The following is a 16068-nucleotide window of genomic DNA, read 5'->3' on the forward strand; positions in this document are numbered from 1 at the left end:
GTTATTGTTTAGCCATCCATCCGGTGTGTTCTGGCCCGCCGCTGCCGGTGGCGTAAGCAGGCCGTTTTGGATCCGTTGCCGTTAAACTGTCGGCGTTAAAAATCAGAACTGATAAGCCAGCGTCGCGCCGCCGCCCCAGTTGCGTCCCGGAGCCGGTTCAAAGTAACGACCGTTGCCTTCGTTAACAATCACCGAACCGACGTACTGACGATCGAACAGGTTGTCCACGCGTCCGAACAGGTCCAGCGACCAGCGGCTCCAGTTAAAGCGATAGCCGGTACTCAGGCTGGTCACCGTATAGGACGGTGCCTGAGCATCGTTGGCGTCATCGGCCTGAATACTGCTTAAATAGCGAATATCCGCGCCGGCGTGCCAGCCGCTTTCCGGTGCATACTCCAGCGAGGCGTAGCCCATATTGCGGGCGATACCCGGAAGACGGTTGCCCGCCGGGGTACAGCTGCCGCTGGCGGAACAGGTTTCGTTACGGTAGGTCGCATCCAGCAGCGTCCACGCCATTTTCAGCCGCCAGTCCTGGGCGAACTGCTGATCGAAGCCCAACTCCAGGCCACGGCGGCGGGTTTCACCGGCGTTTTTATACACCGCACGACCGTACTGGCTCTTGTCCACCACCAGTTCGTTGTCGGTGTTGGTCTGGAAGATCGCGGCGGTCAGCAGACCGTAACCGATGCGGGTTTTGCTACCAATTTCAAAGGTATCGCTGGTGGCCGGTTTCAGGCCGAGATTCAGGCCGGTTTCGCTGCCGGACGTTGAGCGATAGGAAAGCTCGTTGATGGTCGGCGTTTCAAAACCGCGACCGGCGGAAGCATAAAGATTCCACGCATCGGTCACCGCATAGTTGATCGAGCCCATCGGCAGCAGCTTGTGGTAGCGCGCGCTGCCGCTGTCATCACCGTTGCCCTGAGTAATATAGTAGTCGGTAGAAGCAAAACTGACCGTGCTGTAGCGCAGACCGGCATCCAGCGTCCAGGCGGAAGAGAGCTGCCAGCTGGTTTGCAGATAGGGGTCGAGATTCCACATGGTGTTCTTCTCGTTGCGGCGCTGATCCCCTTTCTCACCGAACTGCGGCACGTTATTCACCAGGTTGTAGTTCTGGAAGCCCTGGCGGCGTTCGGTCATGGTTTCATAATCCAGTCCGGCAATCAGCGAAACCGGCATCGATCCCAGCTGGCCATCATGCTTCCAGCGGGTATCAATCCCCTGGTACTTACGCTCCAGCACGATCACGCCGCCCGGATAGGCCGCGTTCTGCTGCGTTGCGTAGGGGATGGACTGATACTGCGTGGTGTGGCGCTCGCCGTGCCACGTGGTCAACGTCAGCTCGTCGTTATCACTCATCTGGCGCTGGTAGCGCAGGCCAATCTGCGTCTGGTCAAGGCTCTTGCGCGTATTGTACCGATCGCCGCGCGGCGACTGCTTCGGGTTGGCTTTGTATTCGGCCTCGCTCAGGCCGCCGGGATCGTTGGCATCCACCGACACGCTGTTAAACATCAGCGTCAGGGTGCTGACGTCGTCCAGCCGCACGCCGAGTTTACCGTTGCCGAGGCTCTTCTGCGTACCGCTGTGGTCGCGGAATCCATGGGTGGTAAAGCGGGAGCCGGAAATGGTGTAGTTAACGTCACCTGCCTGAGTGCCGTCGCCGGTCGCACCGCTGGCCTTCACGCTGTTGCGCCAGGTGCCGTAGCTGCCGAAGTAAGTCCCCGCTTCCAGCGTGGTGGGCTGGCTGCCGCTGGTAGTATCAATGTTTACCACGCCGCCGGAGGCGTTGCCATAGAGCGCGGAATACGGGCCGCGCAGCACTTCAATTTTGCCAACGGAGTTGATATCGATATTCGAGGTCTGGCCCTGGCCGTCTGGCATCGTCGCGGGAATACCGTCAACGTAGATACGCACGCCGCGTACGCCGTACATCGAGCGGCTACCAAAGCCACGTACTGACAATTGCAGATCCTGAGCGTAGTTCTGGCGGTTTTGAATTTGCAGACCCGGCACGCTACCCAGGCTTTCAGACAGGTTCACCTGCGCCACGCTGTGGCGCAGATCGTCGCCCTCCACTACGCTGACGGCGGCGGGAGTGTCCAGTTCGGACAGGCCGCTACGGTGTTTGATAACCATCAGGGTAGGATTCTGCCCCTGATCGGTAGTCGCAGCGGTTTGCGCAAAACTGCCCTCGGTGGGAACGATGAAAAATATCGCCGTCAGCAGCAATGCAGAGATTTTATTTTTATTCACAGGGATGACTTAATGAGTTAGCAAGCACCAAAAAAAGACCTGCTCTACCACCCCACCCCATCCGCGAACGGTGTTCGCTTAATGCAAGTATCCCGGTATTTTCGAAGCAGGCACCAGCCTTTCCCTGACTCTCTGATATACCGTCATCGCAGAACAGGCTCGTCAACGTGTCTATCTTCTTGTACGATTTGCCTGTCAGCCATGCCTGGCACTCCCCAATTCCCTCAGGATTATCATACTGAAGCGTCCAATAAAAACCGCATTAATGTGATTAAAGTCACAAATAATTGTAGCACCCATCCGCTAACCAGCAAACTCTTGTTAACAAAATTACACAATTAGTTCGTCTGGATGTAAGAAATTTGGAGGGATTCGCCTGGTAAAGCAGGGGGAGATAACCGCGTACGGAGATGACACAGCACAATGTGTGTGGCTAGCTATTTGCCGAGATTCGGTACTGCGTCGGGTATAGAGCCCTGGTCGGTCAGACGGTTAAACTCGCCGTTATTTACATATCCTATGTGACTAGTCATCATTGCGGCCTCATCTTCATTATGAGTAACCAGCAACGCCGTTTGACCTGCGGCACGGAGAATATCGCGAACATCTTTCCCAAGACGCTCACGTGTTTGCGGATCAAGGCTGGAAAAAGGTTCATCGAGTAACAGAATTTCAGGCCGCGGCGCCAGCGCTCTTGCCAACGCAATACGCTGCTGCTGTCCGCCAGATAATTCGTGTGGATAGTATTTTTCGCGTCCTTGCAGTTCTACTAACTGTAATAGTTCTTTCACTCTTTTGTGCTGTTCTTCTCGTGGCATACGGCGAAGGCCAAATGCAATATTTTCCTCAGCCGTCAGATGAGGAAATAAGGCATACTCCTGAAAAACCATGCCCACCAGGCGTTTTTCAGGCGGTGTATGTATTCCTTCCCCGGCCACTCGCTGTTGGCCGATATAAATTTCACCGCTTGCTAAACGCTCAAATCCAGCGACTGTACGCAGCACCGTGGTTTTACCGCAGCCAGATGCCCCCAACAGGCAGACAAGCTCACCACGATGAACGACAAGTGAAAACCCCTGCAACACCGGATGAAAACGGTTGCCATAGCTAACGCAAACATTCTTTAAATGTAACGCGATTTCTGACATATCCAGTCCTTTAATCATCCTGCTGCGGTGAATGACGCATCAACAGGATCACGGGTAACGTTCCTACCAATACGATTAGCAGCGCCGCAATTGCTCCCTCTTCATATGTTCCTCGCGCCGCTTCAGAGTAAAGCAATGTCGCCAGGGTTTCGAAATTAACAGGGCGTAGCAATAGTGTGGTGGGCAACTCTTTCATCACATCGACAAATACCAGTAACGCACTACTGGCGAGTACCGGACGTAGCAAGGGTAAGTGCACCCGAACAAAAGTGCCGGTACTGCTTTCCCCCAACAAACGGGAAGCCTGCTCAAGCGATGGAGAGATCCGGCTCAAGCCAGAATCAATGGCTCCGATAGCGATCGTCTGAAAGCGAATAGCGCAACAGATCACCAACAATACTCCGGCTGACATCAGCGGCAAACCGCGAACATCCATCAGTTCTGCCAGCCATTTATCTGCTGCCATTGCCGGTGGCATAAAGCCAATAGCCAGAATGGTTCCCGGTACAACATAACCAAGGGAAGCAAGCCGCATCACGCCCCGGCGTACATTATGAAATGGATTACCAACGGCGATATGCCGCGCACTCCAGGCCACCAGCAAACTGACACCCATCACGACCAGGGTCACACCGACTGCCAGCACCAGCGTATTCTGCAACGCGGATAATAGTAAGGGGGAGAACGGATTACCGTCCCCCAGCCGTTTTATGCTTTCGCCAAGCAGAAACAGTACCGGTGCGACAAACCCCAATATGACTGGCAGCGCAACCAGTCCGCTCAGTGCCATGCCGCGCCAGCCACCTATCACCGTGGGTTTTTGCAAGCGCAGATTGCGACTGCTGTAGCCCTGCCTGCGGCGTCCATAAAACTCCATCGTCAGCAGACAGAAAATAAACACCAGCATCAGGCAGGCGATTTGTGCGGCGGAAGATAAATCGGATCGTGTAATCCAGGTGGTGTATACGGTAACCGTTAACGTCTGAACACCAAGGAACTCCGATGCGCCAATATCATTCAGTGTTTCCAGAAGTGCCAGGCTTAATCCCACTACCAGCGCCGGACGCGCCATCGGTAGCGCAACCCGGAAAAACGCCCCTGTTGCCGTACAGCCCAGTGTTCGGGCCGCTTCCAGCAAATGGATGGGCTGGCTGATAAACATGGCCCGCGTTGTCAGATAAACATAGGGATAAAGCACCATCCCCAATAGCAGAATAGCTCCCCAGATAGAACGAAGATCGGGCAGTCGGAACTGGCGCGGGCTGTCATATCCCAGCAGCCAGCGGATAGCACTTTGTAGAGGGCCAATAGGATGCAACAGATCCAGCCAGGCAAAAGCAACGATATAGGTCGGCATCGCCAGAGGCAATAACAGTGCCCAGTTCAGTATTTCGCTACCGGGAAAACGGCAGGCGGTGACCACCCAGGCGCAGCCAACACCAATAATCGTTACCATTAGCGCAACGCCGGCTAACAAAAGCAGCGTATTGGTTAGTGCGCCAGGGAGCACAAACTGAAAGAGATGCTGCCAGTGGGCCAGGTCAGTTTGAAATGCTTGCCAACACAGCGCAATCAGCGGTGCCAGTACACCAAGAACAATCACCACGACCACGCTCTGAAGCGGTGTCAGGAAAGACAGTGGCCTGGAAACCAGGCCATATAATACCATTCGGGAAGACTTACTGGTCGAATCCAACTTTATCTACCAGCAGGCTCGCCTGTTTACGGTGTTTCACGATTTCGGTAAGCGGCAAGGTATCCACGTTGATTTCACCAATAATTTCACTGATGACGGGGTCCAGAGCAACGCCTTTCAGTACCGGATATTCAAAGTTGGCTTTTGCGTAAAGCTGCTGCGCTGGTGCAGAAACCAGATACTCCATCAGTTTCACTGCCGCTTCTTTATTCGGTGCATTACGCGCCACCGCTGCACCGGTGATATTCACATGGGTCCCACCCTGTTCAAAGGTTGGCTTAACGACTTTAATCGCATCTCCCCATTTACGTGCATCACTCCCCTCTTTGGCATTTTTCATATGGCCAACATAGTAGGAGTTTGCCAGGCCGATATCACAGATACCTCCCAGGATATCACGCGCCACATCGCGATCTCCGCCGGTTGCCTTACGGGCCAGATTATCTTTCACACCACGCAGCCACGTTTCAGTTTTGGCTTCACCGTGATGAGCAATCATCGCTGCTATCAGGGCGATATTATAGGGATGCTGTCCCGATCGCAGGCAAACCTTACCTTTATATTGCGGATTAGAGAGCTGCTCGTAGTGCCAGTTATCAATCGGTAACGATTTGTCCGCATATAGAACTCGGGCACGCAGTGACAGTGCGAACCACTGGTTGTCCTCGCCGCGTAAATTAGCTGGAATAGCGGAATTCAGTGTTGATGAGCTTACTGGCTGAGTCACACCCGCCTCAACCAGATCGACCAGATTGCCAGCATCAACGGTCATTAACAGGTCCGCCGGGGAGTTTTCCCCTTCAGCCTTAACGCGTTCCAGCAAGCCATCCTTAATGAAAACAGTATTGACCTTTACCCCACTGCTGCTTGTCCAGCTATCGAGCAATGGCTGAATTAATCCAGGTTCACGGGTTGTATAGAGAGTCAGTGCATCCTGCTGTGCCGAGGCCGAAAAGCTGACAGGCAATAGAAAAGTGGACGCGATTGAAAACAGGATCCCATTACGAGGTGTTCTTAAATTAGTCATTATTTATTATTCCATTACGAGGTACAGTGAGGTGACCATGAAAAATAACAAACAAATAAACGCGTTATGCCGAACTAATCCAAGTTGCAGGAGGAAGTAACACAAGAAGAACCTGTAAGCCCAATCCCGGAAGTCACCCGGCTAAGCGAACGGAATCAACGTACCTGCAGATTGATGTAGTTAAACTTAATGATAATCACTAACACTTACAAACATGATTTACAAAAAATTCTGATAATTTACACAAAATAACAAATTAGATTTTAATTTGAGTTTACTTCTGCTGTAAAAACAGAAAATGCGTCTGCTTGAGTAATACTCAATCATTTTGTATCGTTATCGTTTTATGAAAATGGTTAAAAGTGATGCGGGACAGGCCTTGCGCTTTCCAGGCTAAAGCGATTTATTCGGTGATCGATTAATCTCCACCTTATCACGGTAAACTGTCTACAGACTGAATCAAGGAAGTGCCGAATTGCAACCACCACCTTCTGTCTTTGCTCTGTCCAAATATTTGATTAGCGGCATGATCCTGTTGCTCTCGGCCTGCTCGTCTGACTACAAAGGCGTTGAGTGCAACGGTCAGCGCCAGACCCTTGAAGGCCAGCCGCTGGGGAATGTGCAGGCGAATATTGTTGATCGCTTCACTTCATTTTCCGTTACCCTGCCCGGCTTGACACTGGACAGTGGGGCGCTCCAGTCCACCAATCGCGAACTGTACATTCCTTCCGCCGTCACGCGCGACGGCTGGCTGGCGCAGCGTATTTCCGATAGACAGTTCAGTATTATCAATTCGCCGCAAAATCAGATAATTACCTTCAGCTGTCCGACACCCGGTCAGCTGTAACCCTAAAGGCCACAGCCCGTTTATGAATACCAGCCAACTGATCGCTAATCGTCAGACCTTCTTCGGCAGCGGCAGCCTGCAACAGCTTCCGCGCCTGCTGACAGCCCACCCCTTACCGACCCTGCTATTCTGCGGCAGTTCGTTGCTGCGTAGCGAAGCGTGGAAAAACCTGGAGCCTCAGATGCAACCGCTGCTGGCCGGGATTGAAATCGTGCCGCACGAAGCCTCCCCCAGTGAGATCGACAGCTGGGTGGCGCGCTGGCGTGGAAAAATCCAGCGCGTCGTCGCCATTGGCGGCGGCAGCGTGCTGGATGCGGCTAAAGCGGTGGCGGCACTGAGCCAGCATCCGCTGAATACGCTGCGCTATCTGGAGAAAGTCGGCGATACGGCGGTAAGCGGCGCAACCCTGCCGCTGATCGCTGTGCCGACCACTGCAGGAACCGGCAGCGAAGTCACACAGAATGCGGTAATTACCGATAAAACCGAGATTAAGGTTAAAGCCTCGCTGCGCCATCCTGAATTTGTTCCGCAGGTGGCCATTCTCGATCCCGACCTGCTGCGCGGCGCGCCGGATAACGTGCTGGTCTGCTGCGCGGTGGATGCTTTCACCCACCTGTTCGAGGCGTATCTGTCGTCAAAGGGCAATGCCTTCACCCGTCAGACCGCCATCAGCGGCATGCAGGCCTTCGTTCGCGGCTGGCCGCAGTTAACAGCAAGCGGTTCACCGGGAGACAGTGCGCGTGAGCAGATGATGCTGGCTTCATGGCTTGGCGGCCAGAGTCTGAGCATGGCGGGGCTGGGGGTGATCCACGGCATCGCCGGAGAGCTGGGTGCCATCAAGGATTACCACCACGGTGAGATCTGCGGCCGTCTGCTGCTGCCGTTCCTCACGTTGCTGGATGAAAGCCCGCATCCGCAGCAGACGGTATTGATGCAGGAGCTTAACTTCGCGCTATTCCGGCAGACCAGCGAACAACCCGCAGAACGGCTAAAGCAGTGGCTAATGGCGAATGCCGGGCTGGCCTTCTGGCAGGATCTTCAGCCCCTCTCTCCGGATGAGGTTGACTGGGTCCTCGCGCGATCCAACAGTAAAAACTCGCTGGTCGGCTACAGCCGCGAACAGCAGCGCAGCATGCTGGAACAGGCTTATCGCGTCGGGTAATTCACAGAGCCGCTGAATACCTGCCTGCTCTCCTGATAACAGTAAGGAAGAACGGCAGGCACACGGCAATAAACCTGAGCACCAGCAGCCTGACTTCCGCAAAGGACGCCCGCTGCCGCAGCAGTATCGCGGCGCAGGCTATCAGGTCAACGACTGGAAAAAACACGGACTGAAAGCACCGCCGTCAGGTCATCGCTGGATGAACGTTAACGGCAACTACGTGCTGATTGCTATCGCTACTGGCGTGATTGCTTCGGTGATTGCCCACCAGTAACGACCAGAGGCTGTGCCGGGAATGGGGTGTGAATATGTCAACCGCAAATCACACCCGCTTCCGGGGCATCACGGCCTGAACGACTGCTGTCGCTCTTTTCGGCTAATTCCGGGTAGCAGAGTTATGCCACCGCCCCAGCTTCTTCCAGCCAGCCCACGCGCATTTCAGGCACCGCCCGCAGCAGCCGGGCGGTGTACTCGTCCAGCGGCGCGTTGAACACCTGATCCAGCCGCCCCTGGCGCACCACCTTACCGTGCCGCAGCACCATAATGCGCTGGCTGATATGAGCCACCACCGCCAGGTCGTGGCTGATATACAACGCAGCCACTCCGGTCAGGCGAATCACTTCGCGGATCACTTCGCGGATCGCCTTCAGCACTTCTAACTGAGTGGTCACATCCAGCACGGTGGTCGGCTCATCAAAAATGATCAGCTCAGGACCGGCACAGATCGCCATGGTAATCATCGCGCGCTGCAGCTGTCCGCCCGAGACCTGGTACGGATAGCGATGGAAAAAGTTCTGCGGCTGCGGTAGCTGTAGCTGACTGAAAATCTCAATCGCCCGCACTATCGCCTGCTGACGATTCAGTATCCGGTGACGAATAGCCGTCTCGATCACCTGCTCACCGATCTTTTTCGCCGGATTAAACGCCGCGCTGGCTGACTGCGCCACGTAGGCAATTTTCGCACCGCGCACGCCGCGCAGCTGGCGTTCGGAAAGCCCGGTCAGCTCACGCCCCATGCCCCCGTCCAGAATTTTTACCTGCTGCGACATTCGGTTGTTCCCGTTAACGAATTTCGAATGACAGCATGCTACATAAGCTGATGGCTATATATCCAGACGTCTATATGCTCAAGTCCGGGAAAGTTAAGTCTTAAATGCGCTCAAAGCGGATCTCAGGCCGTATCCGCCACGCTTGTTAAAACAGAAGTTTCGCCAGACCCAACCCAAAACCAAGTACGCCCACCTGCGAGGCAACAACCCACTTAGTTTGCAGTGCCAGCGAACGGTGAAGCTCCGTGCGCAAGCCCTCAAATTTAATATCAAACTTGTTTTCCAGGTTCAGCAGATCCGCTTTGGTGGTGTAGTTAGATTTAATCACCGCCACATCCGATTTTAGCTCCGCCATATCCGTCTGCAGCAGGGTGACATCCGCCTGCAGCACGCCAACGTCTTTCTTCAGACCCGTCACATCCGTTTGCAGCACGGCCACATCTTTCTTCAGCCCCGTCATGTCCGTCTGCAACGCACCAACATCTTGCTTCAGTACTTGCATATCAGTCTGCAACGCACCAACATCTTGCTTCAGTACTTGCATATCAGTCTGCAGCACAGCCACATCCGTTTTTAATCCGGTCATATCCGCCTGCAGCACACCAACATCTTTCTTCAGACCCGTCATGTCCGTCTGCAGCACGGCGACATCCGTCTTTAATCCGGTCATATCCGCCTGCAGCACGCCAACATCTTTCTTCAGACCCGTCATATCCGTTTGCAGCACGGCCACATTCGTCTTTAGGCCCGTCACCTCCGTCTTTAACTCTTTTGCATCCGCCTTCAGCACGTTCACATCGCTTTTTAGCGTGCTGACATCCGCCTTAATAACCGTCACGTCCTCTTTCACCGCGGTCATATCCTGCCGCAGTGTATCGGTGTTTTTTTCCAGCTTAACCACGCGCTCAACCATGTCATGTCCCTTTTCCGGTTGATGATAATTTCATCTGCGGGGATCGTAAGGTAAGCAAATACCGGCTGGCAACATGCCAAAGGGCGATTTTCTGCGGGCTGTCTCGGGAAATTGAGTTGTAACGATATGCAAGTCATCCTGTTGAAAAATATGCATAAGATGACTCGGTAACGGATTGGTATATTAGATGTGACAGGGAAGTAAAAAACCGGCGGCCGCGGCAGCCGGTCAGAATCAGCTTAGTCGTGGCCTAAGGCACTGTCCAGAATGATCGAGGTGATCACCCCGGTGGCGGCGGCAATCAGTACGTAGTTGCCGTCAATGTAGCCCCAATACGCGCCGCGCGGCGGTTCATACAGACCACGGCGATGCCAGTCATCAATACGGTAGTCGTAACCGCGGAAGTGAGGCGGCAGCGGCTGCCCGCGGCGGAAGTTGTGGCCGTTCCAGGCAAAGCGATCGCGCTCGGCAGGACGGAAGCGCTCATGGCGATCGCGATCGGGTCCGCGATTATCATGACGATCCGGGCCGCTGCGATCGCGACGATCGCCCCGGTCAGGCTGGCCCCCACCCTGCTGATGCCACTGACGTTCCGGACCATTTCCCGGGCCGCCAGCGTGCGAGAAGGTGGAAAAGAAGCTGCTTGCGGTTAATACGCTAAGAACCAGTGCCAGTGTTGTTTTTTTCATCTTGATGCCCTCAATTTGCTCACGACCTGCATGCTGTCGTTACCCAGCAATATCGGGCATTCGTCAACACTTCCCTATCTCCCGAACTCCTAATTCCGCCGGATTAGCGGATCTTTTTCTCGGGGCTTACGCATTCTTAACACTGTGGGCAAATTATGAATAAGCCCCGTATTCAGACTAGTTTTCCAACTGATAATCGAGGGTGATTTCGGTACTCAGCAGCTTAGAAATCGGGCAACCCGCTTTGGCCTGCTGAATGATTTTATCAAATTCATCTTTCGCGATACCCGGCAGCTTTACCTTGCTTTGCAGCGCCACTTTGGTAATGCCAAAGCCACCATCGACTTTATCCAGTGAAACGTCTGCCACGGTATCAATACTCTCAGGAGTAAATCCGGCCTCGCCCAGCATCAGCGACAGTGCCATTGAGAAGCATGCCGAGTGCGCGGCCCCGATCAGCTCTTCGGGGTTAGTGCCAGGTTTGCCTTCGAAACGGGTATTAAAACCATAGGGCTGATTATCCAGCGCCCCACTTTCCGTTGAGATGGTGCCTTTACCACGCTTGATATCGCCTTCCCAGTGCGCCTGTCCTTTCTTATGAATGGTCATCGTTATCCTCCGGTTGGTTTTCACAGCTACCAGTATAGTCACTGACTCAGCGCCCGCAGAAAATCAGCCCGCTTGCAGAACATTCTGGTGTGGAAAACCACCTGATTTTCCCGCACGCTAACGATGTCGGCTTACTCCTGCTCCTGCCACATGCGCCGATAGATTCCACCCTGTGCCAACAGCTGCTGATGGCTAACAATCTTGCCATGCTCCATGACCAGAATCTGGCTGGCGTACTCCACGGTGCGCAGGCGATGGGCGATGATCAACACCGTGCGGCCGCGCGCCAGCCGGGCCAGCGCCTGCTGAATATCCGCCTGCGAAAGCCAGCAGATATTTACACACCAGCGCCAGCCAGCCTCCCAGATGCAGCAGCGAACTACCCTGCTCCACCATGCCCACCGCCCGCCACAGCAGATACCAGGGCAGCAATTCCAGCAATAGGCTGCAGGCGGAGATCGTCAACGCCAGCAGCAACGTTGATTTTTCAGCAGCAAGAAGCCGCCGCAGCGTCAGCAGCGGTGATACCGTCTCAACCGTCATAGTCTGTCTGAAGTGGGGTTAATTAAGATCCTGTAGCCAGCGTTGCGCCAGCTGTTCCGCCCGCTGCCCGCTGGCAACAACTAGTAGGGATAGGGTATGGTGCGGGTGGTCAGATAGCGCAGCACTTTACGCCACAGCGAACGGCGCTTAGCGTCATCCGGCTCGACCTGAACCGCGCCCCGACAGTAGCGCCGATGGTCAGCGCCGCGCCGTACGATGCGGAGAAGTCAATTAACTACGAGAGCGGTACCCGCTATGAGGCCGAGACGCTGCGGGTGCCCTGTTCTACACCCACACCAAAAATCTGCAGCTCTACTCCGGTCCGGTGGGCTATCAGAGCCTGAGCAACGCCGGTGCCGCCGATGCAACTGGCGCTGAACTGAGCGCAAGCTGGACGTTCACACCGGGCGGGTCCTGGGATATTAACGGCAACTGGGTGCGTTCCGAGTTTACCGGCGACAGCGAGCTGTATGCTGATAACCGCGTGCCGTTCGTGCCGTGCTTCAGCGCCGGAACCAGCCTGAACGGGGTCCGGGTCGATCTATTCTGATCGATCGCTAGCGGGGTGGCTGTGATGCAGCCACTCCGTATTACCTGCGCCAGCCGTTGTCGTTATTATCAACGCGTCGCCATCCATGAGTATCGTTTATTTACAACATAAATTACGCATTAAATATTAAACACAAAAAACATTTCAAAAAATATATTAGTTAACATTTAACTTCCCATTTATAAACCACTCCCCCTTTAAATGAGGGTATAAATACCGCTACTAGTTAACCCTGCCAATAGCACATATGTAATCTCTGAACGCCATTTCACGACAAACAATGGATTATTCGGCGAGTATGATCGCCAGGACTGTCTGAAAATAAAGGGAGAAGAAGATGCCCGGATTATCCGAAGAGTTATCCCGCTTTGTCGTCTCGCCGCCGCAATTAATTTGCCGGGAGGGTGAGCCTGACAAAATGTACTGTAGCTTTATTTTGACGGCTGAATTTTCCGGTTTTCTCGGCCACTTTCCCGGTAACCCGCTGCTGCCAGGGATCGTACAGATTATGCTGGCCCGCTACACCGCTGCCGCAGGAAAAAATGCTCAGCTGGCCGGTGTTAAACGCTGTAAGTTTTTACATCCAATAAAACCAGGGGAAACGGTGTCCGTTGCCGTTAAACCGGGCCGCCATACTGGCGAGTACCAGGCAGTGATTTCCAGTAATGAGATAGACTGCACAAGCCTTGTTTTCGAACTGGAGCATACCGAGGCATGGCAATGACGCGATACCCCTATTTTACTTCATCCCACTGCCTTGACGGCAGTGCGGCACCAACGCCTATTGAATACTGCGTTGACCGTATTGTGCGTTTTGACGAAGTGGACTCGCTGGAAATTGTCTGGCACGGGCACTATGCCAGCTACTTCGAGGATGCGCGCGTCGCGCTGGGGGAACATCTGGGTATCGGTTATTTCACCCTTTATCGGGAACAGGTCCCGGCGCCGATTAAACAACTTTTTGTTAACTATCATCGCCCGCTGGCATTTGCTGAACGCTGCCGGATCGTTGCGCGCCTGCACTGGAGTGAATCGGCGCGAATGAACATGTCTTATAAAATTATTAACACGCAGGGCGAGACGGCAGCAACGGGCTTTAGCGTGCAGATGTTTACATTAAAAACGGGAGAGTACCTGACCCAGCAGCCCGACTTCTATGCCGCATTTTGCCAGCGCTGGAAGCTGGGTCAGCTCCCTCCCTCGCTATCAACCGGTAAATAATCCACCGTTAACGCCAATCACCTGGCCAGTAATATAGCTGGCCCCTTCAGAAGCGAAAAAGCTGACAACGGACGCCACCTCTTCAGGTTCGCCGACGCGGCGCAGTGGGATCGTACTGCTAATGCTTTCCAGCGGCAGCGCCGATGTCATATCGGTACTGATAAACCCCGGAGCCACAGCGTTAACCAGAATATTGCGGCGTGCCAGCTCAACCGCCAGTGAGCGGGTAGCGCCAATTAACCCGGCCTTCGCTGCCGAATAGTTTACCTGGCCCGCAACGCCGGTTTGCCCGGCGGTGGAGGCGATATTGATAATGCGGCCCCCCCGTCTGCGCTGCATGGCCGGCAGCACGGTCGAGGTCACATTGTAAAACCCGCCCAGGTGCACCTGTAACACACGATCCCACTCCTCCCGTGTCATCATCGCCAATACTTTATCGCAGGCAAAACCGGCATTATTCACCAGCACGGCAGGCGCGCCATGCTGCTCAAGCAGCGGCTCCAGTACCTCCCGGCATTGCTCGACATCAGAGACGTCAAAAGGCAGCAACCTGCATTCCCCCCCGGCAGCAACGATTTCATCATGCAGCGCTTCGGCAGCAGCGTGCTCACGGCGATAATTTAACCAGAGAGAGAAACCGTCTCCGGCCAGTCTGCGCGCAACTGCAGCACCAATTCCCCTGCTCGCTCCGGTTATCAGAGCAACGTGACTCCATGGCCTCTGTCGTGTTGCAGCCGTATCCATGTTAATTATCTCCTTCGCTTATAGAATGGGGTCTATAAGCTACTCGATAATCAGTTGAACTCTATTTAAATTTAAAAAATTATTACATTAGAATAATAATATTCATTAATTAGACACTTCGGAAACATAAAAAATTACTTTTAATAATAGCAGCATTAATAATTAAAATGAAAAACGGCATCAAACGGTAAGATGCCAGAATCATATCTCTTAATGATAAAGCACTTTAAACGATAACTAATAGAGCCTTTTTTACACCTGGCACTTAAAAAGGCATATTAGTAGAGTAAATGACTTGCAGACGTAAGCATATCCCCACGCAGGATTGCGGGGGTTCTATTGTGAATAAAATGATGCCTTGTGCGTCCTATTAATATTCTATCGTTCGAACAGGGAGTGGATATGTTACACCGTGTTGCTATTACAGGATTAGGTATTGTTTCCAGTATCGGAACGTCGGTCAGTGAAGTCACTGATGCGTTATTTCATGGCCGTTCTGGCGTCGTCATCGATCCTGTACGGCAGGATTTAGGTTTTAATTCACCGTTAACCGGTGCAATAAAAAACTTCGCTCCCCGTTTTCCACTTAACCGTAAACAGCGCAAAACAACGCCCCAGTTCGTTGAATGGGCTGCTGAAGCCACGTTTTGCGCTCTGGATGATTCCGGCCTGTCACCTGATGATATTCGCAATGACCGAAGTGGATTGATTTTTGGCTGTGACTCCAGCGTACTGGCCGGTATTGAACAGGCCAACCGCCTGGAAGAGGTGCGCAGTACTTCACGCCTGGGCAGTGGTCTGGTATTCCAGTCGATGACCTCAACCACCACCATTAACCTCAATGCAATCCTGGGTACGCAGGGCGCGAGTTGGTCAATCAGCGGTGCCTGCGCCAGTAGCGGACACGCGGTGGGCCAGGCTGCAGATCTGATTATGCTTGGGCGTCAGGATCGCATAATTTGCGGCGGAGCACAGGAAATCAACTGGCAGGCCACCTGCAGCTTTGACGGTCTGGGCGCGTTTTCAACCCGCGTTGATCACCCGCAATCAGCCAGTCGGCCGTTTGCCAAAAGCCGCGACGGGCTTATTCCCAGCGGCGGTGCCGCAGTTTTAATGCTGGAACGCTACGATCTTGCCGTTGCACGCAGGGCACCGATCTGGGGAGAAATTCTCGGCTACGGCTTCTCATCCGATGGAGAAAACATCGTCGCTCCGAGCCGTACCGGGCTGGGCCGCGCAATGCGTATGGCGCTGAAAAATGCCGAACTGATGCCGCAGGATATTTCCTATCTTTGTGCGCACGCCACAGCGACCCCGCTGGGAGATGCGATGGAAGCCGGAAACATTCTTGATATTTTCGGCGAGCGCGGCGTGCCAGTTTCTTCAACCAAATCAATGACCGGCCACGAATTATGGATGAGCGGTGCCGCACAGGTGGTGTACAGCTGCCTGATGGCAAGGAACGATTTTATGGCCGCCAACATTAACTTTGATGGGGCCGATGAAGCGACCTCGCATCTCGACATTATCACTGAAACCCGCCAGCAGCCGCTGACTTCCGCACTGTGTAATTCGGCAGGCTTTGGTGGCACAAATTCCAGCCTGGTAATAGGTTTTTAA

At 53.8% G+C, this 16068-nt stretch carries 15 protein-coding genes and 2 pseudogenes; 7 read left to right on the forward strand and 10 right to left on the reverse strand.

Annotation, left to right across the window (positions count from 1 at the left end; all coding sequences use genetic code 11):
* Positions 1-102: 102 nt before the first annotated feature.
* From pqqU to AC07U6_RS10970, 4 genes are all read right to left on the reverse strand, one after another.
* Positions 103-2250, reverse strand: a complete 2148-nt coding sequence (gene pqqU, locus AC07U6_RS10955) for a TonB-dependent receptor PqqU (protein WP_494761937.1) — start codon at positions 2248-2250, stop codon at positions 103-105.
* 437 nt (positions 2251-2687) lie between these two features.
* Positions 2688-3398, reverse strand: coding sequence for an ABC transporter ATP-binding protein (locus AC07U6_RS10960; RefSeq protein WP_494761936.1), 711 nt, complete (start codon positions 3396-3398; stop codon positions 2688-2690).
* Between the two features lie 10 nt (positions 3399-3408).
* Entirely contained in the window at positions 3409-5094 is a 1686-nt protein-coding gene (locus tag AC07U6_RS10965; RefSeq protein WP_494761935.1) for an ABC transporter permease, read from the reverse strand.
* Positions 5078-6121: an extracellular solute-binding protein gene (locus tag AC07U6_RS10970; protein WP_494761934.1), complete on the reverse strand. Its 1044-nt coding sequence runs from the start codon at positions 6119-6121 to the stop codon at positions 5078-5080. The genes AC07U6_RS10965 and AC07U6_RS10970 overlap by 17 nt, the downstream gene beginning before the upstream one ends.
* 526 nt (positions 6122-6647) lie before the next feature.
* On the opposite strand from AC07U6_RS10970, the gene AC07U6_RS10975 reads away from it, so the two are divergent.
* The 3 genes from AC07U6_RS10975 (at position 6648) to AC07U6_RS10985 (ending at position 8404) form a co-directional block, all read left to right on the forward strand.
* Entirely contained in the window at positions 6648-6968 is a 321-nt protein-coding gene (locus AC07U6_RS10975; RefSeq protein ID WP_494764451.1) for a hypothetical protein, read from the forward strand.
* A gap of 22 nt (positions 6969-6990) precedes the next feature.
* Positions 6991-8130, forward strand: coding sequence for an iron-containing alcohol dehydrogenase (locus tag AC07U6_RS10980; protein WP_494761933.1), 1140 nt, complete (start codon positions 6991-6993; stop codon positions 8128-8130).
* Between the two features lie 112 nt (positions 8131-8242).
* Positions 8243-8404 (forward strand): RcnB family protein, encoded by a 162-nt coding sequence (locus AC07U6_RS10985; protein WP_494764797.1) that lies wholly within the window; start codon positions 8243-8245, stop codon positions 8402-8404.
* Between the two features lie 172 nt (positions 8405-8576).
* On the opposite strand, the pseudogene AC07U6_RS10990 reads toward AC07U6_RS10985, so the two are convergent.
* The 5 genes and pseudogenes from AC07U6_RS10990 to AC07U6_RS11010 form a co-directional block, all read right to left on the reverse strand.
* Positions 8577-9158: pseudogene (locus tag AC07U6_RS10990) on the reverse strand (ATP-binding cassette domain-containing protein); the annotation flags it as partial.
* Positions 9159-9324: 166 nt separating this feature from the next.
* Positions 9325-10092: a hypothetical protein gene (locus AC07U6_RS10995; RefSeq protein ID WP_494761932.1), complete on the reverse strand. Its 768-nt coding sequence runs from the start codon at positions 10090-10092 to the stop codon at positions 9325-9327.
* A gap of 239 nt (positions 10093-10331) precedes the next feature.
* Positions 10332-10781 carry an RcnB family protein gene (locus tag AC07U6_RS11000; RefSeq protein ID WP_494761931.1) on the reverse strand — a complete coding sequence of 150 codons (450 nt, stop codon included), beginning with the start codon at positions 10779-10781 and terminating at the stop codon, positions 10332-10334.
* 177 nt (positions 10782-10958) lie between these two features.
* A complete protein-coding gene (locus AC07U6_RS11005; protein WP_105590976.1) occupies positions 10959-11390 on the reverse strand; it encodes an OsmC family protein in 432 nt (143 codons plus the stop codon).
* Positions 11391-11582: 192 nt separating this feature from the next.
* Positions 11583-11933 carry a hypothetical protein gene (locus AC07U6_RS11010; RefSeq protein WP_494761930.1) on the reverse strand — a complete coding sequence of 117 codons (351 nt, stop codon included), beginning with the start codon at positions 11931-11933 and terminating at the stop codon, positions 11583-11585.
* Positions 11934-12142: 209 nt separating this feature from the next.
* Between AC07U6_RS11010 and AC07U6_RS11015 the strand changes: the two are divergent.
* The 3 genes and pseudogenes from AC07U6_RS11015 to AC07U6_RS11025 form a co-directional block, all read left to right on the forward strand.
* Positions 12143-12465 (forward strand): annotated as a pseudogene (locus AC07U6_RS11015) (TonB-dependent receptor domain-containing protein); the annotation flags it as partial.
* 355 nt (positions 12466-12820) lie between these two features.
* On the forward strand, positions 12821-13207 hold the full coding sequence (locus AC07U6_RS11020) for an ApeI family dehydratase (RefSeq protein ID WP_494761929.1): 387 nt from the start codon (positions 12821-12823) through the stop codon (positions 13205-13207).
* Positions 13198-13704, forward strand: coding sequence for an acyl-CoA thioesterase (locus AC07U6_RS11025; protein ID WP_494761928.1), 507 nt, complete (start codon positions 13198-13200; stop codon positions 13702-13704). Before AC07U6_RS11020 ends, AC07U6_RS11025 begins: the two co-directional genes overlap by 10 nt.
* On the opposite strand, the gene fabG is transcribed toward AC07U6_RS11025, so the two are convergent.
* Positions 13690-14448, reverse strand: coding sequence for a 3-oxoacyl-ACP reductase FabG (gene fabG / locus AC07U6_RS11030; protein WP_494761927.1), 759 nt, complete (start codon positions 14446-14448; stop codon positions 13690-13692). The genes AC07U6_RS11025 and fabG overlap by 15 nt on opposite strands.
* Before the next feature lie 402 nt (positions 14449-14850).
* Here fabG and AC07U6_RS11035 point away from each other — a divergent pair, with 402 nt between their 5' ends.
* Positions 14851-16068, forward strand: coding sequence for a beta-ketoacyl-[acyl-carrier-protein] synthase family protein (locus AC07U6_RS11035; RefSeq protein ID WP_494761926.1), 1218 nt, complete (start codon positions 14851-14853; stop codon positions 16066-16068).

It is taken from the genome of Erwinia sp. GW821-FHT03D09, from assembly GCF_059420805.1.